The organism is Corynebacterium sp. HFH0082, assembly GCF_000411235.1.
In the GTDB taxonomy this organism is placed as follows: Bacteria; Actinomycetota; Actinomycetes; order Mycobacteriales; family Mycobacteriaceae; genus Corynebacterium; species Corynebacterium jeikeium_D.
Window position 1 is genome coordinate 932427 of sequence record NZ_KE150404.1, and the last position, 25314, is coordinate 957740.

At 59.9% G+C, this 25314-nt stretch carries 21 protein-coding genes; 19 read left to right on the plus strand and 2 right to left on the minus strand.

Going from position 1 to position 25314, the window contains the following annotated elements; genetic code table 11:
- The first annotated feature begins 35 nt into the window (after nucleotides 1-35).
- The 18 genes from HMPREF1206_RS03990 (at nucleotide 36) to HMPREF1206_RS04075 (ending at nucleotide 21083) form a co-directional block, all read left to right on the plus strand.
- Nucleotides 36-3809, plus strand: coding sequence for a type VII secretion protein EccC (locus HMPREF1206_RS03990; RefSeq protein WP_016422088.1), 3774 nt, complete (start codon nucleotides 36-38; stop codon nucleotides 3807-3809).
- Nucleotides 3809-5197 (plus strand): type VII secretion-associated protein, encoded by a 1389-nt coding sequence (locus HMPREF1206_RS03995; RefSeq protein ID WP_016422089.1) that lies wholly within the window; start codon nucleotides 3809-3811, stop codon nucleotides 5195-5197. The genes HMPREF1206_RS03990 and HMPREF1206_RS03995 overlap by 1 nt, the downstream gene beginning before the upstream one ends.
- Nucleotides 5198-5399: 202 nt before the next feature.
- A complete protein-coding gene (locus HMPREF1206_RS04000; RefSeq protein WP_005510029.1) occupies nucleotides 5400-5726 on the plus strand; it encodes a WXG100 family type VII secretion target in 327 nt (108 codons plus the stop codon).
- A 73-nt stretch (nucleotides 5727-5799) separates the two neighbouring features.
- Entirely contained in the window at nucleotides 5800-6087 is a 288-nt protein-coding gene (locus tag HMPREF1206_RS04005; protein ID WP_016422090.1) for a WXG100 family type VII secretion target, read from the plus strand.
- A 317-nt stretch (nucleotides 6088-6404) separates the two neighbouring features.
- Entirely contained in the window at nucleotides 6405-6848 is a 444-nt protein-coding gene (gene rplM, locus HMPREF1206_RS04010; RefSeq protein WP_005509852.1) for a 50S ribosomal protein L13, read from the plus strand.
- Nucleotides 6845-7405, plus strand: a complete 561-nt coding sequence (rpsI, locus tag HMPREF1206_RS04015) for a 30S ribosomal protein S9 (protein ID WP_016422091.1) — start codon at nucleotides 6845-6847, stop codon at nucleotides 7403-7405. Before rplM ends, rpsI begins: the two co-directional genes overlap by 4 nt.
- A 220-nt stretch (nucleotides 7406-7625) precedes the next feature.
- The gene (locus tag HMPREF1206_RS04020; protein ID WP_016422092.1) at nucleotides 7626-9548 is read left to right on the plus strand and encodes an acyltransferase family protein; all 1923 of its coding nucleotides are present in this window, start codon (nucleotides 7626-7628) and stop codon (nucleotides 9546-9548) included.
- 43 nt (nucleotides 9549-9591) lie between these two features.
- Nucleotides 9592-11280: a VanW family protein gene (locus HMPREF1206_RS04025; RefSeq protein WP_042389147.1), complete on the plus strand. Its 1689-nt coding sequence runs from the start codon at nucleotides 9592-9594 to the stop codon at nucleotides 11278-11280.
- A 102-nt stretch (nucleotides 11281-11382) separates the two neighbouring features.
- A complete protein-coding gene (glmM, locus tag HMPREF1206_RS04030) occupies nucleotides 11383-12726 on the plus strand; it encodes a phosphoglucosamine mutase (RefSeq protein WP_016422094.1) in 1344 nt (447 codons plus the stop codon).
- 16 nt (nucleotides 12727-12742) lie between these two features.
- The gene (gene idi, locus HMPREF1206_RS04035; protein ID WP_016422095.1) at nucleotides 12743-13399 is read left to right on the plus strand and encodes an isopentenyl-diphosphate Delta-isomerase; all 657 of its coding nucleotides are present in this window, start codon (nucleotides 12743-12745) and stop codon (nucleotides 13397-13399) included.
- Between the two features lie 4 nt (nucleotides 13400-13403).
- Nucleotides 13404-14429, plus strand: coding sequence for a mevalonate kinase (mvk, locus tag HMPREF1206_RS04040; RefSeq protein ID WP_101687816.1), 1026 nt, complete (start codon nucleotides 13404-13406; stop codon nucleotides 14427-14429).
- Nucleotides 14426-15403 carry a diphosphomevalonate decarboxylase gene (gene mvaD / locus HMPREF1206_RS04045; RefSeq protein WP_016422097.1) on the plus strand — a complete coding sequence of 326 codons (978 nt, stop codon included), beginning with the start codon at nucleotides 14426-14428 and terminating at the stop codon, nucleotides 15401-15403. The genes mvk and mvaD overlap by 4 nt, the downstream gene beginning before the upstream one ends.
- A gap of 12 nt (nucleotides 15404-15415) precedes the next feature.
- Nucleotides 15416-16501 carry a phosphomevalonate kinase gene (locus tag HMPREF1206_RS04050; protein ID WP_016422098.1) on the plus strand — a complete coding sequence of 362 codons (1086 nt, stop codon included), beginning with the start codon at nucleotides 15416-15418 and terminating at the stop codon, nucleotides 16499-16501.
- Nucleotides 16502-16594: 93 nt separating this feature from the next.
- Nucleotides 16595-17650, plus strand: coding sequence for a hydroxymethylglutaryl-CoA reductase (NADPH) (locus HMPREF1206_RS04055; protein ID WP_016422099.1), 1056 nt, complete (start codon nucleotides 16595-16597; stop codon nucleotides 17648-17650).
- 210 nt (nucleotides 17651-17860) lie between these two features.
- Nucleotides 17861-19051 (plus strand): hydroxymethylglutaryl-CoA synthase, encoded by a 1191-nt coding sequence (locus tag HMPREF1206_RS04060; RefSeq protein WP_016422100.1) that lies wholly within the window; start codon nucleotides 17861-17863, stop codon nucleotides 19049-19051.
- Between the two features lie 99 nt (nucleotides 19052-19150).
- Complete coding sequence (locus HMPREF1206_RS04065) at nucleotides 19151-19486, plus strand: hypothetical protein (RefSeq protein WP_016422101.1); 336 nt, start codon at nucleotides 19151-19153, stop codon at nucleotides 19484-19486.
- On the plus strand, nucleotides 19486-20802 hold the full coding sequence (locus tag HMPREF1206_RS04070) for a hypothetical protein (protein WP_016422102.1): 1317 nt from the start codon (nucleotides 19486-19488) through the stop codon (nucleotides 20800-20802). The genes HMPREF1206_RS04065 and HMPREF1206_RS04070 overlap by 1 nt, the downstream gene beginning before the upstream one ends.
- Nucleotides 20802-21083, plus strand: coding sequence for a hypothetical protein (locus tag HMPREF1206_RS04075; protein WP_016422103.1), 282 nt, complete (start codon nucleotides 20802-20804; stop codon nucleotides 21081-21083). Before HMPREF1206_RS04070 ends, HMPREF1206_RS04075 begins: the two co-directional genes overlap by 1 nt.
- 15 nt (nucleotides 21084-21098) lie before the next feature.
- Here the strand turns inward: HMPREF1206_RS04075 and HMPREF1206_RS04080 are convergent, their stop codons facing one another.
- Nucleotides 21099-21950, minus strand: a complete 852-nt coding sequence (locus tag HMPREF1206_RS04080) for a dienelactone hydrolase family protein (protein WP_049169967.1) — start codon at nucleotides 21948-21950, stop codon at nucleotides 21099-21101.
- Between the two features lie 111 nt (nucleotides 21951-22061).
- Between HMPREF1206_RS04080 and glmS the strand changes: the two genes are divergently transcribed.
- Entirely contained in the window at nucleotides 22062-23936 is a 1875-nt protein-coding gene (gene glmS / locus HMPREF1206_RS04085) for a glutamine--fructose-6-phosphate transaminase (isomerizing) (protein WP_016422105.1), read from the plus strand.
- On the opposite strand, the gene HMPREF1206_RS04090 is transcribed toward glmS, so the two are convergent.
- Nucleotides 23919-25271, minus strand: a complete 1353-nt coding sequence (locus HMPREF1206_RS04090; RefSeq protein ID WP_016422106.1) for an HNH endonuclease signature motif containing protein — start codon at nucleotides 25269-25271, stop codon at nucleotides 23919-23921. The genes glmS and HMPREF1206_RS04090 overlap by 18 nt on opposite strands.
- Between the last annotated feature and the right edge of the window lie 43 nt (nucleotides 25272-25314).

A 25314-nucleotide genomic window follows, 5' to 3' on the forward strand; every position in this document is an offset into this window, starting at 1 on the left:
GGATTTCGGCTACCCGAAAAGCGGGGCCACAGCCTATGACGGGCACAATCGCGCCGGATGCGCCACCGGAAGCGCCGGAGCCACAGCCGGTGCCGCTGATGCGTGCACTCATGCCGTTGATCATGGTCGTGGCGGTGGTTGGCATGGTGGTGTTGATGTTTGTCTCTGGGATGGGACGTAACCCGATGTCGTTTATGTTTCCGCTGATGATGGTGTTTTCCACTGTGGGCATGATGGTGTCGGGCGGGGCGGGAAATAAGGACATGGCACCGGCGCGAAAGGACTATCAGAGGCATTTGTCCAGTATTCGCCGGGCGGTGGCGAAAGCAGCGAGGATGCAGCGTGAATCGGCGCAGTTTATCCACCCTCGGCCTGGAACTCTGTGGCAGCTGGGGGCGATGGGGCGGGCGTGCGAACGCCGAAAGGGGGACCCGGATTTCTTGCAGCTGCGCATCGGGGTGGCAACGCAGCAGCCCGCAACGCCTGTGACACCGCCGGCAATTCCGGCGCCCGAGAAACTGGATCCGGTTTCCGCCGTAGCACTGCGGGAAGTTATTCGATCGGCTCGTCAGGTTGAGGGAGTGCCCTTTGCCATAGATGTGTCGGCCTTTGAGATCATCGCCCTCACTGGAGATACCGCGGCGCAGGGGCTGGCTCGAGCGATGGTCGCCCAAGCCGCTGCCTTGCATCATCCGGAGGATTGCCTGATTGCAGTTGTGGGAGATGGGTGGGAATGGCTGAAATGGACACCACACCACGGACACCCCGCAGTTACTGATGCCTGTGGCTCAGCGCGGTTGCGGGCAGCGACGTGTGCGCAGCTGACGGAGCTGCTCACGGCTATCGACACACTGCCAGCTGCAGTGCTGATTGTGCTGGCGGATTCGAGCGGACAGCTCGATGTCACTGAACTGACACCGATTTTTGACGCGGCGGGGTCGGAGACCTCGGTAGTTCTGCTGACCGTCGTGGAGGCGCAGTCAACGTTGTGGGAGGCCGCGGTTAACCATGGCATCGCGCTGGTCGTTTCCACTACTGCTGTGCATGCGGAAACCGCGTCCGGAAGGGAGGAGATTGGTGTACCTGATCAGCTGAGTCCAGCAGAAGCGGAAGTTCTTGGGCGGAGCTTGGCGCGTTTTGAAGTGCCAACAAGCGCAGATGATTCTGTTAAGACCTCGGAAGATCCGGTTATGGAGGAGCTCGGGTTGTATCCGCCTCCGACAACTCTGCGCTACCGACCGCGCTCTGGCAGTGCTCGTCTGCGTATTCCCGTTGGGGCTGATGACGGCGGCGCGCCGGTCTATCTGGATTTTAAGGAGAGCGCCGAGGGCGGCATGGGCCCACACGGTCTGTGCGTTGGTGCCACAGGATCGGGTAAGTCGGAATTCCTCCGAACGACCGTGGTAGGGCTCGCAGCCACGCACAGTCCGGATCAGTTGAACTTTGTGCTGGTGGACTTCAAAGGAGGGGCGACGTTTCTGGGACTGGATCAATTGCCTCATGTCTCGGCGGTGATTACCAACTTGGAGCAGGAGCTTATCCTGGTCAACCGCATGGAAGACGCACTGCGCGGTGAGATGACGCGGCGCCAAGAGCAGTTACGTGCTGCGGGGAATTTCGCCGGTGTCAGTGACTATGAACAGGCCCGGCGCTCTGGGCAGATAGATGCGCCACCTATGCCCGCGTTGCTGATTGTGGTGGATGAGTTTTCGGAGCTGCTCTCCGCACGCCCGGAGTTTGCCGAGCTCTTCGTTGCGATTGGTCGGTTGGGGCGCAGTCTGCACATGCATTTGCTGCTGGCCAGTCAGCGTCTGGAGGAAGGCCGCTTGCGCGGGCTGGAAAGCCATCTTTCCTATCGCATCGGGCTGAAGACCTTTTCCGTCGCGGAGTCCCGCAGCGTGTTGGGAGTTCCGGACGCCTATCATCTGCCGGCCATCCCGGGCATTGGGTATATCAAATCTGCTGCCGCCGAGCCGGTGCGTTTTCGGTCGGCGTATGTTTCCGGCCCGGTGGTCCGTCCGCAGCCTGTTGACGGTGCGGCGGCTGGGGCAGAGCAGGGGCTGCAGGGCCAGGTCGCCGCTGTCGCTGAATTTACCGCTGAAAATTGGACGCGGGAAGCTCTCGGTGCGTCGTCAAGCGATGGTGGAATGGTGGATCCGCCTGTGCAGACATCGGAGCAGACGGTGCTCGGTGCCGTGGTGGCAGCGGTCTCGCACGTACCGACACGTGCGCATCGCGTGTGGCTGCCACCATTACCGGAGGCCATCGAGCTCCAGCCCGACGAGCAGCTGCCGCGACAGCGGTTGACCGGTGTGATTGGGCTGGTGGACAAGCCGCTGTTTCAGCGCCAAGACCCACTGCGGATTGACCTGCGCACAACCGGCGGGCACGTGGCAATCGTCGGAGCTCCGCGGTCAGGAAAGACCACTGCTGCACGCACAGCGGTCCTCGCGCTTGCCGACGGCATCAGCGCCCGTGACCTGCATTTTTATATCGTTGATTGTGGTGCGGGCGGCTTGAGCGACCTGGCGGAGTTGCCGCATGTCGCGTCGGTTGCACACCGCGGAGACGAGGAGCTTATTCGCCGTACGCTTGGTTTTTTGCGTCGTGAGGTAAGTCGTCGGGAACAGCTCTTTCGCACTAATGGATGGCTCTCGTCGGAAGCAGCACGGGCGGCAGGGCAGCCAGATTCGGTGTTGGTCATTGACGGCTGGGGTGCGTTCAAAACGGAGTTTCCGGCGCTGAGTGACGATGTGCAGGCGCTGGTTGCAGATGGATTGGCGGTGGGAATTCATGTCCTGCTGACAGCCCATCGGTGGACGGACATGAGACCTGCCGTTCGCGACCTGATTGGTACTCGGATTGAGCTGCGTCAGGCGGAGTCGATGGATTCAATGATTGATCGTAAGGCAGCGGAGCTGGTGCCGGAGAGCCCAGGACGTGGGGTCGCGCCGGGCGGCTTTGCGATGTTGGTAGCTCTCACCGGTGCTGCGGACACCAAGCGGATTGTAGAGACGGTGCCACACGGTGAGCAGGCGCCCAAGCTCCAGTTGTTGCCGCGGCGGATTGATATTGCGCGTTTGCCGCGACCAGCGGCCGCGACGAGAGGTGCGATTGCAGTGGGTCTCGAAGAAGCCGGTCTGGGCGCGGTGATATTCCACCCCGAAAAGGATCGCCACCTACTGATATTCGGTTCGGCGGGCAGTGGCAGAACCGCCGCGCTGAGGGGCATCGTTCACCAGCTGCGGTACTCGCAGTTGGACTCGAAATTCGTCGTGATTGACTACCGCCGTGGGCTCATGGAGGCCGTGCCCCAAGAGCGGCTGGCCGGCTATGCAGGCTCGGCTGCGGTGGCGACGCCCATGCTGGCAGAGCTGGCAGAGGTACTGAAGGCTCGTCTCCCGCAACCGGATATCACCCCAGCGCAGTTGAAGGCCCGAAATTGGTGGAGTGGTCCAACCATCAATGTCATCGTGGATGACTATGACCTCGTGGCTGGCTCACGGGGTAACCCCTTGCAGCCGCTGGCAGAAGTCATCGCTCACGCCGCCGACATTGGGCTCAATATCTTTTTCGCCCGTCGAATCAGCGGGGCGTTGCGTTCCCTCCACGACCCGGTCATGGGGGCGGTTAAGGATCAGGGCGCCAGCGTCTTTGTCATGGATGGCACACGCGACGACGGCCCCATCCTCGGCGTAAAGCCCTGCGAACAGCCTCCGGGTCGTGGCTATTGGGTGGCGCACGGCCAGAGTCCGCAGGTTGTGCAGTTGGGTTTGTTGGATACTGCTGGTGACCAGGAGGACAGTTGATGATTCGGGTCGATTCTCCTGACACCACTCAGACCCCGACGCTGCGCCACGGTACCTGGCATCTGTGGGGACTCGCGGCACCTGCAGACACCACAGAACTGGCGGTGCATGGCCCTAGACCGCTTCTCGAGAGCATGCAAACAGTCATTGTGCCCAGCTATTGGGGTGCTGTGCGACAGTGCCGGCTGGCCTCCGCGCTATTGGCTGCCGAACTCAATCCGTACATTCTGACGCTTGCCGACGCCGTTGTGGAACTCGATGAGGCAACTGTGTCTCATAGCGTGTTGGTGGAAGTAGAGGAAACGCGTGTCTGTGTCACTCGTCTGAGCGGTGGGCACATTGCCAGTCGGATGACACATTTGGTCGGAGCGAACGACAGCGCACCGCTGGTGGAAACAGTTATTGCGCTGGCTTATCAGCTGACCATGTATCCGGATGTACCCCAGGGGATACCTGATGATGTGGAAGTTAGCGGTGGGCGCGGTATTACCGAGTATCCGCCCCGCTGGCAGGAGGATATTGAGTTCATCGTCGGCGAAGTTCCACCTGGGCTAGCGAACCCGCGGCGAGCTCTACTAGTCGATCGTCTGCGCGACCGTGGGTTTTTGGTCTTCGACTGTCCAGCCTCGCGGCTCGGGGAGTGCGTAAATCCGGCCTGGTTGAAAAGCATCGGCGACGCTGAAGCCGGTGAAGTGGAGCAATTGGAGGATCTCGCGGGGAGGCGTCCTGCAGCCAGGGTAGAAGCCAGCGCAGTGTCGAATCAAAGCACGGTTGTGTCAGTAGCTGCCGTTGGTTTGTTGACGGTGGTAGTGCTGATTGTTGGGATTGCTGCATGGCTCATTAGTGGCGGCATAGGCAGGGAGAACGAGGGGAGGCAGAAGCAGCGTGAGACATCGCACGCACAGGCTCCTCCTGTAACTACGCCGCCTGTAACTACGCCTCCACCCACATCGAAACCGGTTCCCGATTCTGCTCCAGTAGTCACGCTGGCCAATGCAGGCGTGGAAGCTCGGTTTCCCGGCGGGTGGGAGCTTGATTCGGCAAGTCCGTTCGACCGTCTGATTGCGGTGGATGGCGGAGATATGCGCGTATTGGTGCTCGCTAATCCGCTTTCGCAGGACATGGCGCTTGAACATCTAGCAGCAGCTTTGAGTAGCTCCGTTGCCGGGGATGAGACAAAGTCCGCGCCGGAACGCAGGCAAGTACTGGGCACCGATGTCGTAGTCGTAGAGGAGCGGCTGCCGTCAGGTAATTCGATAGTGCTCTGGCATCACAAAGTGATGGACGGAACTCAAGTCAGTGTGGGGTGCCAGTTCAGAGGAAGGACTATTACGCCGGTACGGCCCGTATGCGACCAGGCAGTAGTAAGCGCTCGGCCGGTGCCGTAATACGCGAGGGGCGTAGAGAAAGTGACTGGGGGATGGGCGGGGGTAGGCAGGGGTAAAGGTTGGAAAACCAAAATGGAACCGAATCGGGGTTTTTCGCGCCAAACAATATGACGGGTTTTTAACGCGGGAAGCTGGCTGGCTCGCGCGGGGAGGTAAAAATGCCGTCGTTAATCAGTCACTCAACACGAATAAGGGGGAAACAGTGGCAAACCTATTTGCAGCCGAATCAGATCAAATGACCACTACCGCGGGGGACGTCGATGGCGTCAACTCGGAAGTACAGGGCGAGCTGGGGCGCATTCGAGGCGTCGTGGACGGTCTGGCGGGGGAATGGAAGGGCCAGGCTAAAGACAGCTTCGATGATCTGATGCTTCGTTGGGATGACGCAGCTATGCGTCTATCCAATGCGCTGACGGATATCGCGGATAACATCCGCGCAAATTCCAGCAGCTTCGATGCGGGCGAGGACGAGGGGGCGTCGTCGTTCAAGCAGGTGGCAGCAGCGGGTGCGTCGTTGCTGAACCTCTAAACGTTTTATCGAATCGCACAACCACAACACTGAATCACACAACACACATCACCTTTTGGGGAAAGGGTTCTTAATGCAACCAATTAGGTACAGTTTTGGCGGCATCGACGGTGCTGCCGATGACATTCGGTCCACTTCTGGCACCATCAACGGGCTGCTCGGAGATTTGAAGAAGCGCATCGCGCCGATGGTCTCTACGTGGGAGGGTGACTCTTCGGATTCTTACCAGGAGGCTCAGCGTGAATGGGACACAGCAGCGGAGGAGCTCAATATGATTCTCACGACTATCGCGGATACGGTCAGCGCAGGTAGCCAGCGAATGGCGGATATTAACCGCCGCGCGGCAGCTAGCTGGGGATAGCTTGGTTCCTGATTGAGGCACTTTTGATTGAGCTATGTAACCGGGGGAGGGGAGGACATTGCTCAATTGAGATCTTCAGTTAGGTATCTGCCTTTGAAGTATTCTTGCTAGCAGCACTCCAGGGGGGAAAGGCCAGTCTCAGCAGTTTGCGGCTGAGACTGGCTTTGGCATTTTTTGCTCTAGTGCCATCTCAAGGTAGAGTAGGCAAACTGTGTGCGCACACGTGAATGTTGCCTCGGGTCTCCACCGGCCGCCGGGGAATAACAACAGTGTGCACAGTGGCTGGCAAATCTACACGGACCCTAAAAGGAGTCATGTTGTCTACTTTCCATCCGAAGGACGGTGACATCGAGCGCAAGTGGTACGTCATCGACGCTACCGACGTTGTTCTCGGCCGTCTGGCTACTCACGCCGCAGACTTGCTGCGCGGTAAGGGCAAGGCTTACTTCGCCCCTAACGTCGACTGCGGTGACCACGTCATCATCATCAACGCCGATAAGGTGCACGTCTCCTCGAACAAGCGGGAACGTGAGATGCGCTACCGCCACTCGGGCTTCCCGGGCGGCCTGAAGTCGATGACCCTGGGTCGTTCCCTCGAGGTTCACCCGGAGCGTGTTATCGCTGAGGCTATTGAGGGCATGATGCCGCACAACAAGCTTTCGCGTGCGTCCATCAAGAAGCTGCACGTCTTCGCCGGTTCCGAGCACCCGTTCGCCGGTCAGAAGCCTGAAAACTACGAGATCAAGGCGGTGGCACAGTGACCAACCCACAGGACGTCAATGAGAACCAGAACGTAGAGGCCACCGAGGCTTCCTACGATGATGTTCAGGCTGCCGCTGCTGCTGCCACTGAAGAGTTCACCTCTTCCATCGGCGACGCAGTTGCTACCGAGACCGAGGCTGAGGCTGCTCCGGCTGCACCGCTGACCCTGGATCGTCCGATTCAGACTGTCGGTCGTCGTAAGCGCGCTGTCGCCCGCGTCGTTCTGACCGCTGGTTCCGGCAAGATTGTCTGCAACGGCCGCGAGCTCGAGGATTACTTCCCGAACAAGCTGCACCAGCAGGAGATCAAGGATCCGCTGGTCCTGGTCGAGCGCGAGAGCCAGTTCGACATCAAGGCCAACATCAACGGTGGTGGCCCGTCCGGTCAGGCCGGTGCTCTGCGCCTGGCTATTGCTCGTGCCCTGAACGAGTTCAACCCGGAGGAGCGCAGCGTTCTCAAGAAGGCTGGCTTCCTCACCCGCGACGCTCGTGCTGTCGAGCGCAAGAAGGCTGGTCTGCACAAGGCCCGTCGCGCACCGCAGTACTCCAAGCGTTAAGCTTTACTGCTTCGAAAAGCACCTCAGTTTGCGTATTACACGCAAGCCGAGGTGCTTTTTTGGGTTAAAGTCCGCCGTGACCAGGCATGGCTGCATTTTTGAGACAAGCCCCGTACGTTAGACTTTTATCCGTTAAAAATTGCCACGAGAATCGTTTATCGCGGTGCGATTGCAGTGCGATGAAAGTGCGATTGCAGTGCGATGGGAAGAAGGAAATCGTATGGCGGTGAGCACCACAGCCACCAAGACCTCCGACGCGAAGAGCTCCTCTAGCTCGTCGTCGGTGGCGAAGCATCCCTTCCGCATTCGACGCGTACCAGGCATTGATGGGCTGCGCGGTCTGGCCGTTGCCACAGTGGTGATCTACCACTACTTCGATAATGTGCTGCCCGGTGGCTACATCGGTGTGGATATCTTCTTCGTGCTCTCCGGATTTCTTATCACCTCGCTTCTGGTGCGCGAACGCGCGGTCACTGGGCGCATCGATCTAAAAGATTTCTGGCTCCGTCGACTGCGCCGCATCGCTCCGGCTGCGATGTTCGTGTTGTTTATTTCCATCGCCGTCGCAGGTCTGGTCGGCGGGGATCCCGCTGTTGGCTTGTCGACGCAGTTTCTCGGCACGGTCTTTTTCGTCAATAACTGGACGCAGATTGCGGGCTCTCAGTCCTATTTCGCGGATTCCGGAGTGCAGCTGTTAGCGCACTACTGGTCACTGTCGGTGGAGGAGCAGTTCTACTTGCTCTGGCCATTGATCTTTGTGGCTCTTCTCGCCTTGAAGCTGGCATCTCGCAAGCTGGCAGCAGTGGCGGGCATTGGGGCGGTTGCTTCTTTCGTGTGGATGGTCTCGCTCTACGATCCGAAGGTCGACCCCACGAGGGTCTACTACGGTACCGATACTCACGCCTTTGGTCTCCTGTTTGGCGCGGCCCTCGCATTGTGGTTGACATCGACGTCGTCACGCGCAGAGGCGGACTCCTGGCCACGCACGGAACCCCTCCTGCGGGACTTCTTTGGCAGTTCCGCCCAGGCTTTCGTAGTGGCCTCGCTGCCGCTGATCTTCCTTTCGTTGGTTCTGCTGATGATGTCGGATACCGCGTCGGCGACTTACCGCGGTGGGTTGGTGTTCGCCTCGTTGCTGTCGGCGGCGATTCTCTATCTTGTCGTTCGCGGTGTCTCACCCGTGCGTCAGATTTTTGAGTTCAAGCCACTGTGCTGGCTGGGAAAGATTTCCTTCTCGCTGTACCTGTGGCACTGGCCGGTCATCGTGCTCATCCGCGAACTGCTGGAGCGCAATGAGGCCATGCAGTATGAGAACCTCGCTGCCTTCGCAGGCATCGCGCTATCGCTGCTTTTGGCGAACTGGTCGTACAAGAATGTGGAATCGCCAATTCGCCGGATGGGTTACCGCCGTTGGATGTTGCAGTTTTCGGGCACGCAGTTTGCCGGTTCCTGGAAGCCGCGCGTTGCAGCAGGGCTGGCGCTGGTCGTCGTGGTTGGTGCAGTTGTGGGAATGGCTACGGCGCCGAAGATGACGCGTTTGGAGGCACAGCTACAGGAGGCAGCTGAGCGCCGTGCACAGGCACAAAAGGCGGAGGAAGCCGAGTTGGCCAAGCGTGTTATGCCGCGTGGTGACCAGATCACTGCTATCGGCGACTCTGTGATGCTCGCCTCGGCGTCGGCGTTGGAAGAGAAGCTGCCCGGTATCTATATCGATGCGGCTGTTTCCCGTGGTTATCCGGCCGCCCCGGAGATCATCGCGAGTATGAAGGCGGCGGGTACGCTCGATCCATTCGTCGTGCTGGGCCTTGGTATCAATCAGTCGGCTGCGGCATCGGACGAACACCTGTTGGATGAGATCCTCGATTCGCTGGGTGAAGACCGCATCATTGTCCTAATCAACCCGTACGGTGATCGTGTGTGGATGCCGCAGTCGGAGAGGGAAGTCCTCGACGCGGCAAAGAAGCGCGACAATGTCTATGTGGCTGACTGGTGCCATGGTGTGCGTGATGATTTGTCCAAGCTGCGCGCGGACCTTATCCACCCGACCCCGGATGGCGCCGAGGTCTATGCCAATGCCGTGGTCGATGCTTTCCAGCAGTATGCGAAGAACAAGAAACGCATTCCGGACACCTGCGGAATCTAATAAAAATCTAGTTAGTAGTGTTTCCACGGTAAAGTAAGTGGCTGTGGCCAAACAAAAGTCTTCCTCCAGTCACCGTGGATTAAAGATTTTCCTCGGCATCGTCCTCGGTATCTTCGCGCTCTTCGGTGTGTTTTACGCTGTCGATTACGTGCTGAACAAGGACCATGTCCCGCGCGGGTCTACCGTTGCGGGGATTGACATCAGCACGCTGAGCGCGAATCACGCTGAGGCGAAGCTCGAAGAGCAGCTCGGTGATCTTTCCACTCACCCAGTGGCGTTGCGTGCCGGCGAACGCACGGCGGAGGTTCTGCCCGAGGAGGCGGGGCTGAGCATCGACTGGGAGAAGACGGTCGCGCAGGCGGGCAAGCAGACGGCAAACCCAGTTACCTGGGTGCGCAGTTTCTTTACTACCCGTGAGCTGGATTTGGTCAGCGATATCGATAACTCTAAGTTCGAGCCGCAGGTCGACCGTCTCGTCGGCGAACTGACTATTGCTCCCGTCGATGGTGAGGTCAAGCTTGTCGACGGCCGCGTGGAAACAACTCCACCGGTCATCGGCCAAGATGTCGACCGCAATGCGGTCAGCGGGGATTTGGCCGCCAAGTGGTTGTCGCCGGAGGGCATCGATGTAGAGACCACCGCGCACGACCCGGCTATCGGTGAGGAGCAGGTCCGTGAGGCAGCTGAGGGAGAGGCCGCCGATGCGGTGTCGGGCCCCATTGTTGCCAAGGGCCGTGATGGCAAAGATGGTGTAATTCCGCCGGAGCGCATGGCTGAAATCATCAGCTTTGTGCCGCGCGACGGCGGATTGGCCGCTGATATCAATGTCGACCGCGCACGCGAGATCCTCGAGGAGGGGCTGGCTGCTTCCGAGGTTGATAAGCGCAATGCGTCGATACGCTTTAGCGGTGGTGCGCGTGAAGTGGTCCCCTCGGTTGATGGCGTGGCCGTGAAGTGGGATGAAACTATGAAGGACTTCGCCGAGCGTGTGACTTCGACGGATAAGCGCGAGTTCGATGCGGTCTACGAGGACAAGCCCGCCACCTACACCACCGAACAAGCGGAAAGTGCCACCTTCGATGATGTCATTGGTGAGTTCACCACCGGTGGCTTCAGCTCGGCATCGGGAACAAACATTGCCCTGGTGTCGCAGATGGTCAACGGCGCATTCGTGGCGCCGGGCGATACATTCAGTCTGAACGGCTACACGGGTCCGCGCGGTACTGCGCAGGGTTTTGTCGAGTCGGGCATCATCCTCAACGGCCATGCGGACAAGGCTGTCGGTGGTGGCATTAGCCAGTTCGCCACCACTTTGTACAATGCTTCGTACTTTGCGGGCATGGAGGATGTCGCGCACACCCCGCACAGTTACTACATTTCGCGTTACCCGGCCGGCCGTGAGGCGACGGTGTACGAGGGTGCAATCGACCTAGCGTTTAAGAACAGTTCCGACACTCCGATTCTTATCGAGGCCGTTACTACTGGTTCCGACGTCACTGTGCGCATCAAGGGTGTGAAGAAGGTCAACGTCGAGTCCATCAATGGTGGCCGTTGGGCATACACGCAACCACAGCGTATGCAGGTCAGTGGCAGCTCTTGCCAGCCGTCGTCGGGTGCGCAGGGCTTCACCACTTCTGATACACGCGTTATTCGGGACCTCTCGGGCGCGGAAATCTCGCGTGAAACTCAGACTACGGTTTATGACCCGCAGCCAATTGTGTCCTGTGGCTAGTCTGGATTCGCCTGCGCGACCGGCTAAAGTAATACAGCATTGACAATGCAATAGTCCGCGATACCAAAACTCATAAAACCCCCAAGGAGTGGTCTAGCAACAATGGCACGTCTTTTCGGAACTGATGGCGTCCGCGGTTTGGCGAATAAGACTCTGACCGCACCGCTGGCCATGCGGCTGGGCGCTGCTGCGGCCACTGTGCTGACTAGCGGCACGAATCCGTCGGGGCGTCGTCCCCTGGCCATTGTTGGCCGCGATCCGCGTGTCTCCGGTGAGATGCTTGCCGCAGCGCTGTCTGCCGGCATGGCCTCCCAGGGCGTCGACGTTTTGCGTGTCGGCGTGCTGCCCACTCCGGCTGTCGCTTTCCTCACCGACGACTACGGTGCCGACATGGGTGTGATGATTTCGGCTTCTCACAACCCCATGCCGGACAACGGCATCAAGTTCTTCGCCGCGGGCGGCACCAAGCTTGACGACGCGGTGGAGAAGGAAATCGAACACGCTCTCCACAACCTGCCGGAGACCGGCCCCACGGGCACCGGAGTGGGTCGTGTCATCGAGGAGGCCCCAGACGGGCTCGACCGCTACCTGTTCCACCTCTCCCGTGCGGTCAGCACCAAGCTCGACGGCATTCGTGTCGTGGTGGATTGTGCAAATGGTGCTGCTTCGCAGGCCGCCCCCATGGCGTACGCGGCCGCCGGTGCCGACGTCGTCGCTATTCATGACAAGCCGAACTCCTACAACATCAACGACAACTGCGGTTCCACCCACATTGAGGTTTTGCGCGCGGCAGTGCTGGAGCACGGTGCGGATCTGGGTCTGGCTCACGATGGCGATGCCGACCGCTGCCTGGCTGTGGACTCGCAGGGCAACATCGTCGATGGTGACCAAATCATGGCCATCCTGGCCGTCGCCATGAAGGAAGAGGGGCTACTGCACCACAACACGCTGGTGGCCACTGTGATGAGTAACCTCGGCCTCAAGCTGGCGATGGAGGAAAACGATATCGCCCTGCGTACCACCAAGGTCGGCGACCGCTACGTGCTGGCAGATTTGAACGCCGGCGGTTACTCGCTCGGCGGTGAGCAGTCGGGGCATGTGGTCATTCCGGATCACGCCACCACTGGTGACGGCACCCTTACCGGTCTGTATCTCATGGCGCGGATGGCGCGCACCGGTAAGTCTCTGGCTGAGCTGGCCTCCGTAATGAAGGTACTGCCGCAGACCCTTATCAACGTGCCGGTGTCCAACAAGGCCGCAATTCTGGAGTCTGATGAGGTCAAGGCCGCCATCGATGCAGCCGAGGAGAAGCTGGGTTCCACCGGTCGCGTGCTGTTGCGCCCGTCCGGCACCGAGGAGCTCTTCCGCGTCATGGTGGAGGCCGCCGATGCGGAATCGGCCCGCAAGATTGCCGGGGAGTTAGCTGCGGTTGTGGCCGCAGTCTAGAGTCAGGAGTGTGGAAATGAATGACGCGCCAGAGGACATTAAAGCCCGCTTTGCCCCGGGTGAAGCCGACATCCAGGTAGAGGTGGTCGATCGTGACGGTCGGGTTCTCGGTACCGTCGGCAAGCTTGAAGCACACGTTCCGCCGGGAATTTTGCACCGTGCTTTTTCTCTTTTCCTCTTCGATGAGCAGGGACGCATGCTGCTGCAGCGCCGTGCGGAGTCGAAGTATCACTCACCACTGTTACTGACGAATGCGACCTGCTCGCACCCACTGCCGGGGGAGCCGGTGGCCGATGCCGTTGAGCGTCGTGCGAAGGAAGAGCTCGGTGCGGATGTCTCCCAGTTGGAGGAAATCGGCATTGTTATCTACCAGGTCATCGATGATCGTTCGGGATTGGCAGAGCACGAGTACAACCACGTGTACGCCGGCATCGTCGATCCGAAGTCGGTGGATATCAACCCCGATGAGGTCGATGAAGTGGTGTACGTGACCCCGCAGGAGCTCGCAGAACGTCGTGCGAACGAACCGATGACGGAGTGGTTTAACCACGTCTGGGGTGTCGGGGCGGAGAAGTTCTCCAAGTACGGTTTCGACATTGCGGGTGTGCCGGGTATCCATGGCCCAGCGGAGGCGCAGGCTGCCGCACAGTCGGTTTCGGAAAAGGATGTGTAGCTTCGTGACCAGCGTAGAAAACGCCAGCGTCGACGACTTCGGCCTCGACAAGTCCGAGGAATTGGAGACCGGGGAGTTCTATGCCCTGGCCAATGAACAGGGTGCCGCATTCGGTGAAGGCCATGCCAAGTCGATTTTGTTGGGCGAGCACTCTGTCGTCTACGGCAAGCCGGCTATCGCACTGCCGGTGACGTCGCTGCGCACGATGGCGTGGATTGACCGCGTGGAGGATTCTCCCGTCCTGTTTTCCATGGACGGCGAGGTCATCGACATCGACGAGCTGCCGGAGCGCTTTGCCTCCATCGCCGCTGCACTCCGCGCTGGCCTGCGCACCTTCGGTATTCCCGAACGCGACCTGCTGGTTCGTCTCCGCTCGGGTATCCCGCCCGCCGCAGGGCTGGGTGGTTCTGCCGCAGTGGCACATGCGCTTATCGACGCAGTGCGTGACCTCGCCGATGGCACTCTGACCGAGCGTCAGCGCTTTGACCTGGTGCAGGAAGCTGAGCGTCTGGCGCACGGTAACCCCTCTGGCCTGGATGCCACGGTTGCCCGTGCATCGCGTCCGGTCTACTTCAAGCAGGGTGAGTTCCATCCGCTGAAGGTGGCCAAGAAGATGTGGCTGGTGCTGGGGGATACCGGTGTGCGTGGTTCGACGTCGCTGGCCGTTGCCCGCGTGCGTGGTTTCGTCGATTCCCACCGAGTCCATGGCCAAGAGTTGCTGGACCACTTGGGGCAGCTGGCCGACGGCGCGGTGCACAACCTGGCCAAGGGTGATTTTGCCCGTCTGGGACATCGCATGGACTCGGCGCAGGAAGCGCTAGAAGAACTAGGTGTTGGGCATGAGTCCATCACCGATCTCGTCACTGCCGCCCGACTGGCAGGTGCCCACGGGGCAAAGCTCACTGGTGCCGGTTGCGGTGGCTGTGTGATGGCGCTGGCAGAGTCCGCCGATCACGCGGAACTGATTAGCCATGCCATGATGGGCGCCAATGCCGTTGCTACTTGGACTGTGGAGGTAAATCCCTCGTGACCACGACCGCTACCGCCGTCGCTCATCCCAACATCGCCCTGATTAAATACTGGGGCAAGCGCGATGAGGCCGTGCAGCTACCGGCCACAGGTTCGCTGTCCCTTACTCTGGGCATCGCTCCGACGACGACCACGGTGTCGCTTATCGACGATCCCAGCGTCACCGCCGACTCGGGCACTCTGAACGGCCAGGAGATGGTGGGCAAGGACCTCTCCCGTGTCCAGAAGTTTTTGGATTTGGTCCGCGAGCGTGCGGGCAGCACTAGCTTCGCAGAGGTGACCAGCACCAACGAGATTCCGACGGGTGCGGGTCTGGCTTCGTCCGCGTCGGGTTTTGGCGCGCTCGCGCTGGCCGCGGCGAAGGCCTACGGCCTGGACTACACCCCGGAACAGCTCTCGGCTCTGGCCCGTCGCGGTTCGGGCTCGGCCTGTCGCTCTATTTTCGGCGGCCTCGTCGAGTGGCTGCCCGGCGATGACGATGCTTCCAGCCACGCAGTGGCTCTGCCAGATTCCGGCCTGGACCTCTCCCTGGTCGTGGCGGTTTTGGCCCCAGGCCGCAAGAAGATTGACAGCCGTGCCGCGATGCGTCGCACGGTTGAGACATCACCGTTCTTCCCGGCCTGGGTGGAGCAGGTGCCCCGCGATATCGAGGATATGAAGGCCGCCATCGCCGCTGCGGACTTCACTGCGGTCGGTGAGCTCGCTGAGGCCAACGCCATGCGCATGCACGCCACCATGCTGGGGGCTCTGCCTCCGGTGCGTTACTGGAATCCGGATTCAGTGGCGGCTCTCGATCTCGTCGCTACGCTGCGTGACGAGGGCACCGAGTGTTACGCCACCATGGATGCCGGGCCGAACGTGAAGGTGCTGTGCCGCAGCGGCGATGCCGAGAACATCGCGGATCGTTTCCGCGCAGAGTTCGAGGATATTGACGTGCTGGTTTCCGGTTCCGGCCCTGGCGCTTACCTGGTGTAGCTGGGGGAGTAGTTGAGCAACGCTAAAGGCGGACCTATCGAAGGCGAGTCCATCGGCCGTGGCTGCGGCAAGCTGTACCTCACTGGTGAGTATGCGGTGATGGATGTCGAGGGGCTGGCTGTCATCGCAGGAGTCAACCGCTATGTGACGGTTCGGTGCCACGGTGCCGAACCATCGCAGCCGGTCTCTCGCGTGTACTCCAGCTATTACGGCCCGCAGGGGCGTGCCATTGATATCGATGCACCAGATGACATCGCGACCCATACGATTTCCCTGGTCTATCGCATTGCTGCGGGCGAGCTGGAAAATATCCCAGAGAGTCCCATCAATATCGTCATTGAATCAGACCTCGATGACGCCGACAGTGGTGCGAAGTATGGCCTGGGATCCTCCGGGGCTGTCGCTGTGGCTGTAACTCGTGCGCTGGGGACGCACCTAGGTCTGGAGCTGGATTCACTGGACGTGTACAAGATTGCGATGGTGGCCACGCTTCTGGCTGGTGCAGCTGGTTCCGGCGGCGATATCGCGTGCTCCGCGCACGGCGGGGTGGTGCTCTATCGCCGGCCGAATCCGACGGCGCTCGCAGAGCTCGTGGCGGCTGATCCTGTCGCTGCCGTGGCGGCACCGTGGCCGAATCTTCGCATTGACGCCCGCACCGACCTCGGTGGGCTACAACTGTTGGTCGGCTGGACGGGCAGTCCGGTGAAGACGGACTCGCAGTTGAAGAAGGCCGGTGGCGCAGACCGTGATTTTGTGCGCAGGGTCTCGTCGATAAGCGAAAGGCTCTGGCAGGCGCTTGCCGACGGCGACCACACCGCGGCGTTTGCCTGCCTGCGTGAGAATCGGACGCTGCTGCAGGACTATGAGCGTGAGCGTGCTGTGTGCATCGAGACGGAGAAACTGAAAGCGCTCGCCGACATCGCCGATGGCGCGGGGGCCGCGGGCAAGAGCAGCGGCTCCGGTGGCGGTGACTGTGGAATCGCGCTGGTGGGAGTCTCAGATGGTGTCGATGCCGAGGAGACTGCCGCGGACATCACCGCGCGCTGGCAAGCAGCTGGCATCCGGCCGTTGCCGCTGAAGCTGGCCGCTCAACTTTGACCACAGTTTTTTGACCGTAGAATTTAAGACAGCTGAAATTTACAGAAGCTGGGAACCGAAGCTGCATGCAGCTAGAAAGGGTCGCTTAGGACAATGGCTGAAAAGAGCTCGCACGACCTGGAATATGCACACGTACCACTGAGCTGGATTGGTCCGGTGCGCATTAGTGGCAACGTCATGAATGACGAGGTGAAGATTCCGCTGGCGACTTACGAGACCCCGCTGTGGCCGTCTTGTGGTCGCGGTGCGAAGGTCTCCCGCATGATCGAAGGTGGCATTACCTGCACTTTCGTCGGTGAGAAGATGACCCGATCGGTGATTTTCACTCTCGACTCGGCAGCGGATGCCGTCATTGCGCGCGACAACATTCTGTCTCGTTATGACGAGCTGAAGAAGGTCGTGGAGTCCTCCTCGCGTTTTGCCAAGCTGGTAGATATTCACTTCCAGATCGCATCGCGTCTTCTCTTTGTCCGCTTTGACTTCTTCTCCGGTGATGCCTCGGGCCACAACATGGCTACGCTGGCGTCTGAGCGTTTGATGTCCTACCTGATGGAGCAGATGCCAGAGTTGGGCTATGGCTCCATCTCGGGCAACTACTGCACCGATAAGAAGACCTCCGCCGTCAATGGCATTCTGGGCCGCGGTAAGTACGTGATCGCCGAGGCCGTCATTCCGGAGCCGGTTGTCCGCGAGCGTCTGCGCACTACCGCCAAGCGCCTGGCTGAGCTCAACGAACGCAAGAACCTCGTCGGCTCCATCATGGCGGGCTCACTGCGCAGCGGTAATGCGCACTACGCCAATATGCTGCTGGGCTTTTACCTCGCTACCGGTCAGGACGCTGCGAATATCGTCGAAGGCTCGCAGGGGCTGACGCAGGTAGAGGCGCTTGACGACGGCTCCGTGCGCTTTAGCTGCACCCTGCCACATTTGATCGTCGGTTCCGTGGGCAATGGCAAGGGCTTGGACTTCGTGGAGAAGAATCTCACAGCGCTGGGCTGCAAGGAGGACCGTGAGCCGGGCGAGAATGCCCGTCGTCTAGCAGCGTGCTGCGCGGCAATCGTCTGGTGTGGTGAGCTTTCCCTGCTCGCGGCACAGACGAACCCGGGTGAGCTGATGGAGGCGCACGTTTCTATCGAGCGTGCGAAGTAGTGGTTTGTGAATAGTCGTTTGCGACAATTCGCAAAACCTAAGACAAATCTCAGGTAAACGCGCTAGATTTCTGTAGTAGGCAATTAACATTTTGTGGGCAAAATATCCTGTGGTCTGATGACTGCTCTGATGGCCGTTCTGATGACATAGGGATGTTTCGTTGCCCGTTATTTCTTAAAAATCTGTAGAGGTAGTGAAGGCACGGTTTTGATGACAACAAGCAATGTGACCCCGATCGGTATTGATGACATCGCCTTTGCGACGGGTTCGTACTGCATTGACCTCGCCGATATTGCGCCCCGACTCGGAGCGGAACCGGCAAAGTACCACAAGGGCCTGGGGCAGGAACGCTCCAGCGTGGTTGCCTCTGATGAAGATCCGGTGACGATGGCCGCGACCGCGGTGAAGAAGATTGTGGACCGCCACGGTATCGACGGCGTGCGCACCATCATGTTCGCCACTGAGACCGGTATTGACCAGTCGAAGGCCGCTGCTGTCTATGTGCATGAGTTGGTCGGTCTTGACCCGCATGCGCGCTCTGTCGAGCTGAAGCAGGCCTGCTACTCCGGTACCGCGGCGCTGCAGTTCGCGTGCGCTCTGGTGGCCCGCAATCCGGAGGAGAAGGTCATCGTTGTCGCCTCCGACATTGCCCGCTATGACCTGGACTCCGCTGCGGAGCCGACCCAGGGTGCAGGTGCTGTAGCCATGCTGGTGACCGCTAATCCGCGCATCCTGGCTATCGATGCGGCTTCGGGCGTCTTTACCCGCGAAGTTATGGACTTCTGGCGTCCGAACCACCGCAGCCAGGCGTTGGTGGAGGGCAAGCTCTCTATTAGTGCTTACATCGACGCTGTTCAGGGTGCTTACGAGGACTACCGTGCCCGCGGCGGTGTGGACTTCAGCGAGATTGACTACTTCAGCTACCACCAGCCGTTTACCAAAATGGCCTACAAGGCGCACCGGCAGCTTTCGGCCAATAACGGTGTGGAGCTCACCGCAGAGGACGAGGCCCGCCAGCTCGGCCCAACTACTGAGTACAACCGCATCATCGGTAACTCCTACACAGCATCGGCCTACTTCGGCCTGCTCTCGCTGCTGGACACCGAGAAGGACCTGGCTGGTAAGAAGGTCGCTGTTGTCTCCTATGGTTCCGGCTCGGTTGCTGAGTTCCTCACCGGCAATGTGGTCGAGGGCTACGAGTCCCAGCTGCGCGCCGAAGATAATGCTCGTGAACTGGATGAACGCGTAAAGCTCGATGATCCGACCTACTACCGCCACGCTCAGGTGACGCATGAAGATCCGGGTGAGTACTCCAACCTGGGAGACGACGCCCTGATTGGCACCGGCCCATTCAGCTTCACTGGTGTTGAGGGGTGTAAGCGCATCTACCGCGCTCGTTAGCCCCGGGGGCACCCGCGCTAGTACCTCAACGGAACCGAATCCCCTTTTTTCGCGCCTAACAGTAATAAGAACTGTTTTTCGCGGGGAAGGGGATTTTTCGTGTCCGCACGTTTTACTGGAGGCAGTGGCGGAGGCTTGCTGCACTTTTCGGAAGATGCAGTGACAGCGGCTGCCCGAGAGATCGAGCAGCGCGGCCGTGAAGGCCATGAGCGGTGGGGAAGCGCTCCCGATATTTCCGCGGCAGACTGTGGCCAGGGTTTTGCCGCCCAGGGGCGTCGTCTGCAGCAGGCGGCAGCGCGGCTGCGTGAGCACGGGCAATCGATGTACGCGGGACTTGGCAATCATGCTCCGGCAGTGCGGGAACAGTGGCGTGTCTTTGCAGGCTGTGACAGCGACGGGAGCGCCGACCTCGGTGGAATTGAGGTAGTGGACTGATGCCATGGGTTGCTCGAATTCTTCCGATATTGGTGCGTGTTATTGGCCGTGGAAGCCGTATTGGAGCCAAGCGCGGGGTCGGCGGCATCGGCAAGAATCTGCCCAAAGTCTTGGATAAGGTGCGACGCGCTGACGGCTGGAAGGGCAGCGCCCTATCCAAGTTCTCCAACTCCGTGGGGTTGATAGCCTCCGCGATAACTATTGCTATGGCTTTCGATTGGGGCGGTTTGAAAGGCGATGCCGCCGACGCCGCCAAGGAACGCTGTGATAAAGCCGCGCAGGACTGTGCGAATCAGGATGAGCAGTCCGCCAATGGCGCGCAGAGCGTCGGCGAGTGCGGCAAGAAAGTCGACGAGGTCCTTGAGGATTGCGAAAAGCAGGCCGAAGATATGGCCGAGCAAACCGACGGCGTCCTCTCTCAGTGCGAAGCGCTTGTCGACGATCCGGAGGTCGGCGCCGAAGCAGCACAAGTGGCCCAGCAGGTGTGTAACAGTCTCGTCGACTCCACTGGTCAGCTCTACGATGCTCGCAATGCCTGCATCGAGCAATGTCTTGAGCAGGCAGCGTGTGACACTGAGGCCGCGGTGGTCTCCACCCCGCCGCAGCCTCCTACTGTCCCTGCCAGTTCGGGTGCTACCTCGGCGGCCTGTGCAGAGGTGGCTGAGTCTGTGAGTGGCGAAGGAGCTACTGTAACCGGTGGCAACGGTGCTATCGCTGGTGGAATTGGGGTCGTTGCCAACGTTGATATTGGGATAGAGGCAGGCGTTGCTGCTGGGATATCCCTTGGAGGTGCCATTGGCGCTGCCGGGGCGGCCAGTGTCGCTGGAATTGCGGGGGCTGTGGGTGTTGCGGGCAGTGTCGCCTCCTCGCTGCTCAACTTAGACATGTGCACGGAGACGGAAGAGTCAGTGTGCGAACAGGCACCAACGCCAGCACCAGCACCAGCTCCTGCGCCGGAGGACTGTGTGCCGGATCCCGAACCGGAACCTGAGGTTTGCGAACCGGAACCCGAGCCCAAGCCCGAACCAGAACCCAAGCCCGAACCTGAACCCGAGCCCGAACCTGAAAATGTTCCTGAACCGCCTCCTCCAGCTGAGAAACTAAAGCACTTGGGAATCGAGCTGCCACAGGAACCGCAAGCAGAACAGCGAGCGGAACCGCAGCCAGAACCACAAGCAGAGCCGCAGCCAGCACCAGCCCAGGATTCGGCAGCATCAGTGCAGGAATCTGCTTCAGCTGTGCCCGAGCCCCCTGAGCAGCCCAACGTCCAGGAGCTTGTGGGCGCGGTCAATTCGCCAACGGCAGGTGAGTGGTAATGGGGAGTAAGCATGCCGCGAAATATGACCGGATTGGGCAGGCCTATTACGACGCTGCTGCAATGACCAGGCAGGAGTTCGATACGGCGATACAGAGGGCACAGAAAGAATTGCAGGGTTTGGAGGAGCGTCGTAAAGCACGCGAAACTAAGGAGAGGGAGGTGGCGGCGGGCGTCGAAAAGCAACAAAAAACCGCCCGACCGAAGGGAACCGTTACGCGGTTGTTCGGGCGGGCGGGGAAAGGGACGCCGACGGTGAAGTCGATTCGGGGCGTGTCCTGAAGCGTGGCCTAGTGACTACTTGCCGGGAATCAGCGAGTGCTCCGGGTTTTCCGGCAGCTCCTTGATGAGCCACTCCATGTCGCGGTTAGTTGTGCCCTTGATAGTGGCGGTCGGGTCTGCGAAATCCGAGTACTTCTTGTCGTCACCGACCGTGGCCAGCAGGAAGCCTGTGAGTGCGGCGCGCGCGACCTCCTGGTACTTCACCTTGGAGGAAGAGAAGCCCGCTAGACGACGGAGAAGAGTTGTTTCCGAGAAGCTGCCCTGGTCAGCCTTGTCTACTTCGCGGTAAACGACATCGCCCTTCCACTGAACAGCCAGGCGAGCTGGGTTGCCGCGATCGAGCCACTGATCCTCGCCAGGGGCCAGGACGAGGCCCGGAGCCGAGACATTAGTTGCAGCGGCGCTGGAGGAAGGCGCGGTAGTTGCGGGGAAGACGCAGCCAACGCCGGAGATGAGGTCGTGACCAGCAGCGGCGAGGACGGCTACGCCCGCGCCCATGCCGTGACCGGCAACGCCGAGTTTCTTCGGGTGGACGACGACCTTGCCCTCTCCGAGGCGGACACCAGCGAGAATCTGGAGCGCTGTCTCCAAATCGTTGGCGAGACCACGGTGATCTGCCACGATGCCATTTTCGGTGTCCGGAGCAGCGACCGCGATGCCCCACGAAGCTAGGTGACGCAGCGTGGCGTGGTACTCCTCAATCGGTGTGCGCCAATCGTGTGCGAAGGCGATACCGGGGATGCCATTGCCCTCGGCAGGCGTGTAGACCTTTCCCGGCAGGCCAGTAAAAGCGAGATCACCGACCATGACGCGGTGCGGTCCACGCTTGGAAAGATTAGATGTCAGAGTCTTCAAGTTGTCAGCCACAGTGAATAGCTTAACTATAAGGTGCATACCTTTGCTGAAAAAGTGCCAGGATGAGCGAGAATGTCTATTTCGTTATGACGATTTTCCGCTTCGCGGGTTATTCTGTAGGGCATGTGTGGAATCGTTGGATATGTGGGCCATCAGCCCGCCCTGGATATTGCTGTCGATGCGCTACGACGCATGGAATACCGTGGCTATGACTCCGCGGGTGTTGCCATTGTCGACGATCAGGGGCATATCACTGTAGAGAAGAAGGCCGGTAAACTCGCCAACCTCGAGGCTGCCCTTGACGCGGATGGGCGCGACAAAATCACTGGAACCACCGGAATTGGGCACACCCGCTGGGCTACCCACGGTCGCCCAATTGATGAGAATGCCCACCCACACCAGTCCTATGACGGCAAGGTGGCTATCGTCCACAACGGCATTATCGAGAACTTTGCTCCGCTACGTCAGGAGCTGGAGGATGCCGGCATTGAGCTGAAGTCCGAAACCGACTCCGAGGTCGTCGCGCACATGCTCGCCCGTGCCCTGGACGGTTCCGACGGCGGATCTACCGCTGGTGATTTCGAGGCCTCTGCGCTGTCCGTGCTCAACCGCCTCGAGGGTGCTTTCACGCTGCTGTTTACTCATGCAGACCACCCGGATCGCATCATCGCTGCTCGTCGCTCCACTCCGCTGATTGTCGGTGTGGGCGAAAACGAAATGTTCCTCGGCTCCGATGTTGCGGCTTTCATCGCGCACACCCGCGAGGCCGTGGAGCTGGGCCAGGACAACGTCGTCATCATCACCGCAGATGATTACCGTATCCTGGATTTCGCCGGCAATGAGCAGCAGGGTCGACCATTCACCATCGACTGGGATCTCGCCGCAGCCGAAAAGGGTGGCTATGACTCCTTCATGATGAAGGAAATCCACGAGCAGGCTGCCGCCGTCCGCGATACGTTGGCCGGTCACCTCGTTGACGGCCGCATCGTTCTCGACGAGTCTCGCCTGAGTGACCAAGATCTGCGTGACATCGAGAAGGTCTTCGTCGTCGCCTGTGGTACCGCATACCACTCTGGTTTGTTGGCCAAGTACGCCATTGAGCACTGGGTTCGCATCCCGGTCGAGATTGAGGTCGCGTCCGAGTTCCGCTACCGCGATCCGGTGCTGGACCGCCAGACGCTGGTGGTCGCTATTTCGCAGTCGGGCGAGACTGCTGACACCCTTGAGGCCGTGCGACACGCAAAGAGCCAGGGCGCCCGCGTGCTGGCTGTCTGTAATACCAACGGTGCACAGATTCCGCGTGAGTCTGACGCCGTGCTCTACACGCACGCCGGCCCGGAGATTGGTGTTGCTGCAACCAAGTCGTTCCTGGCGCAGGTAGCCGCAAACTACCTGGTCGGATTGGCTCTTGCCCAGGCACGCGGCACTAAGTACCCGGATGAGGTCACTCGCGAGTTTGAAGAGCTGGAGACCATCCCGGCACTGATTGACAAGGTCGTCGCTAAGGGCGATGAGTTCATCGACATGGCCAAGGAAATCGGTGCTATTCCGACGATGCTCTTCCTCGGCCGACACGTTGGTTTCCCAGTCGCACTTGAGGGTGCGCTGAAGCTCAAGGAGCTTGCCTACATTCACGCAGAGGGGTTCCCGGCAGGCGAGCTCAAGCATGGCCCAATTGCACTCATCGAGGATGATCTTCCGGTCGTCGTCGTAGTGCCATCGCCGAAGGGGCGCGCCGTGCTGCACTCCAAGATTGTCTCCAACATCCAGGAGATTCGAGCCCGAGGTGCCAAGACCATCGTGATTGCCGAAGAAGGGGATCAGTCGGTGGTTCCTTTTGCGAACTACCTGATTGAAATCCCGGAGACGTCCACGCTGCTCCAGCCGCTGTTGTCTACGATTCCGATGCAGTTCCTGGCAGCTGAGATCGCTCGCCAGTGCGGTAACGAGGACATCGATAAGCCGCGCAACCTGGCTAAGTCAGTCACCGTCGAGTAGTTCGTCCTGCTTTCGTCGGTACTGCTCAATCTCCGCATCGAGTTCTTCATCCGTGAGGGACTCGATGCGTTTTTCTTCCTCCTCTGTTAGCTCCCAGACCTCGTCAGGTACGTCGCAAAATGACAACATCCAATCGAGGTTGCGTTTCTGAATCGTCTTCATCTTCCGTGTCACGCGCTGATGAAAAGTTTGCTTGCCGACGTTCTTTAGCGGCCCAACCGGAACGCTAGTCGCGGTGTCCCCATTACGGGAAGTCCACACTTCTGTTCCGTCGGGGTATCTGTCGATATCCCAGCCCTCGTGCGTTTTTAGATTGTGGTGTCGGCGGCAGAGACAGTGCAGATTCTCAGTGTCAGTCGGCCCGCCCTGCTTGGGATTGTCGTGGTTGTACGGCTGAATATGGTCCAGGTCGCACTTGGCTGCCGGGACGTCGCAGCCGGGGAAGCGGCAGGTACCGTCACGCCCACGGACGCGAGCCACCTGGCTCTCAGTGGGGCGGTAACCATCCACCTTGCTGTCGGCGGAGATACGGATGTGAGTTGCGCGAGCAAGCCATTCTTCGGTGGCTACCTCGCTCAACCAGCCGACGCCATCAATCCATGCTGGCCCACCGCCGACCTCGCGGTAGACATTGATGACAATCTCGGCATTGGTCGATTTCTGTGCCAGCTGTAGTAGCGCTTCCGCCTGCGTGCACTGTTCACCACGATTGATTGCTGTGTTGCGAATCCCCTGAATCCTGGCCATGAGCTCGGTCGCGCGGTCGTTTTCAAGGATTGCTGTGACCTTTTTGTGCTTGCCATCGCCCGTGTCGGAGAGTGCGACCGCTTCGCCTTCTGGAACCCGTTGGGTGCCGTCGTTGCGGGCGCAGTCGTTGTACTCAGAAACCAAGTCGCCGATTAGACGAGACAGCGTGTAGACACCAACCATTGCTTGTCGAGGTCGCGTCGGAGTGAGCATTTCCAAAAGATGGGGCTCTACCGTGTCGAACTGATCTGGTGACAGCCCGGCAACGCCATTGGCGATGGCGCGGAGATGGGCTAACGAGAAACAGAAGGTGGATTCGATGAGAGCCCGGACTTTTGGTAGGCGTTCGAACATCAGCGCAATTTCGCACAGCGTAGAACACTTGCCGCGGCTAAGGCCGGTTCGAATGCTTATGCGGGCAAGATGGTGATTGACATCGACCTCGTCACCGGGAGCGCAGATATCGATGAGTTGAAGGTCTGCGGCGTTGATGGCACGGGCCGCGAGGCTAATCGGGTCGTCGGATTGCTGGTTGGCCCATGAGGGCTTTTGACCTGGTGCTGGAAGTTCTGTGGGCGGCGATGACATTGGTTATCCCCCTGATTACTACGTGTCCGCCGGAGAATTGAAG

Bases quoted from the DNA above. Each gene is read 5' to 3' on its own strand.
- HMPREF1206_RS04090 (WP_016422106.1), bottom strand. From the start codon at position 25,271: ATGTCATCGCCGCCCACAGAACTTCCAGCACCAGGTCAAAAGCCCTCA.
- HMPREF1206_RS04070 (WP_016422102.1), top strand. From the start codon at position 19,486: ATGCCATGGGTTGCTCGAATTCTTCCGATATTGGTGCGTGTTATTGGC.
- glmS (WP_016422105.1), top strand. From the start codon at position 22,062: ATGTGTGGAATCGTTGGATATGTGGGCCATCAGCCCGCCCTGGATATT.
- HMPREF1206_RS04020 (WP_016422092.1), top strand. From the start codon at position 7,626: ATGGCGGTGAGCACCACAGCCACCAAGACCTCCGACGCGAAGAGCTCC.
- HMPREF1206_RS03995 (WP_016422089.1), top strand. From the start codon at position 3,809: ATGATTCGGGTCGATTCTCCTGACACCACTCAGACCCCGACGCTGCGC.
- idi (WP_016422095.1), top strand. From the start codon at position 12,743: ATGAATGACGCGCCAGAGGACATTAAAGCCCGCTTTGCCCCGGGTGAA.
- HMPREF1206_RS04060 (WP_016422100.1), top strand. From the start codon at position 17,861: ATGACAACAAGCAATGTGACCCCGATCGGTATTGATGACATCGCCTTT.
- glmM (WP_016422094.1), top strand. From the start codon at position 11,383: ATGGCACGTCTTTTCGGAACTGATGGCGTCCGCGGTTTGGCGAATAAG.
- HMPREF1206_RS04005 (WP_016422090.1), top strand. From the start codon at position 5,800: ATGCAACCAATTAGGTACAGTTTTGGCGGCATCGACGGTGCTGCCGAT.
- HMPREF1206_RS03990 (WP_016422088.1), top strand. From the start codon at position 36: ATGACGGGCACAATCGCGCCGGATGCGCCACCGGAAGCGCCGGAGCCA.
- HMPREF1206_RS04075 (WP_016422103.1), top strand. From the start codon at position 20,802: ATGGGGAGTAAGCATGCCGCGAAATATGACCGGATTGGGCAGGCCTAT.
- HMPREF1206_RS04055 (WP_016422099.1), top strand. From the start codon at position 16,595: ATGGCTGAAAAGAGCTCGCACGACCTGGAATATGCACACGTACCACTG.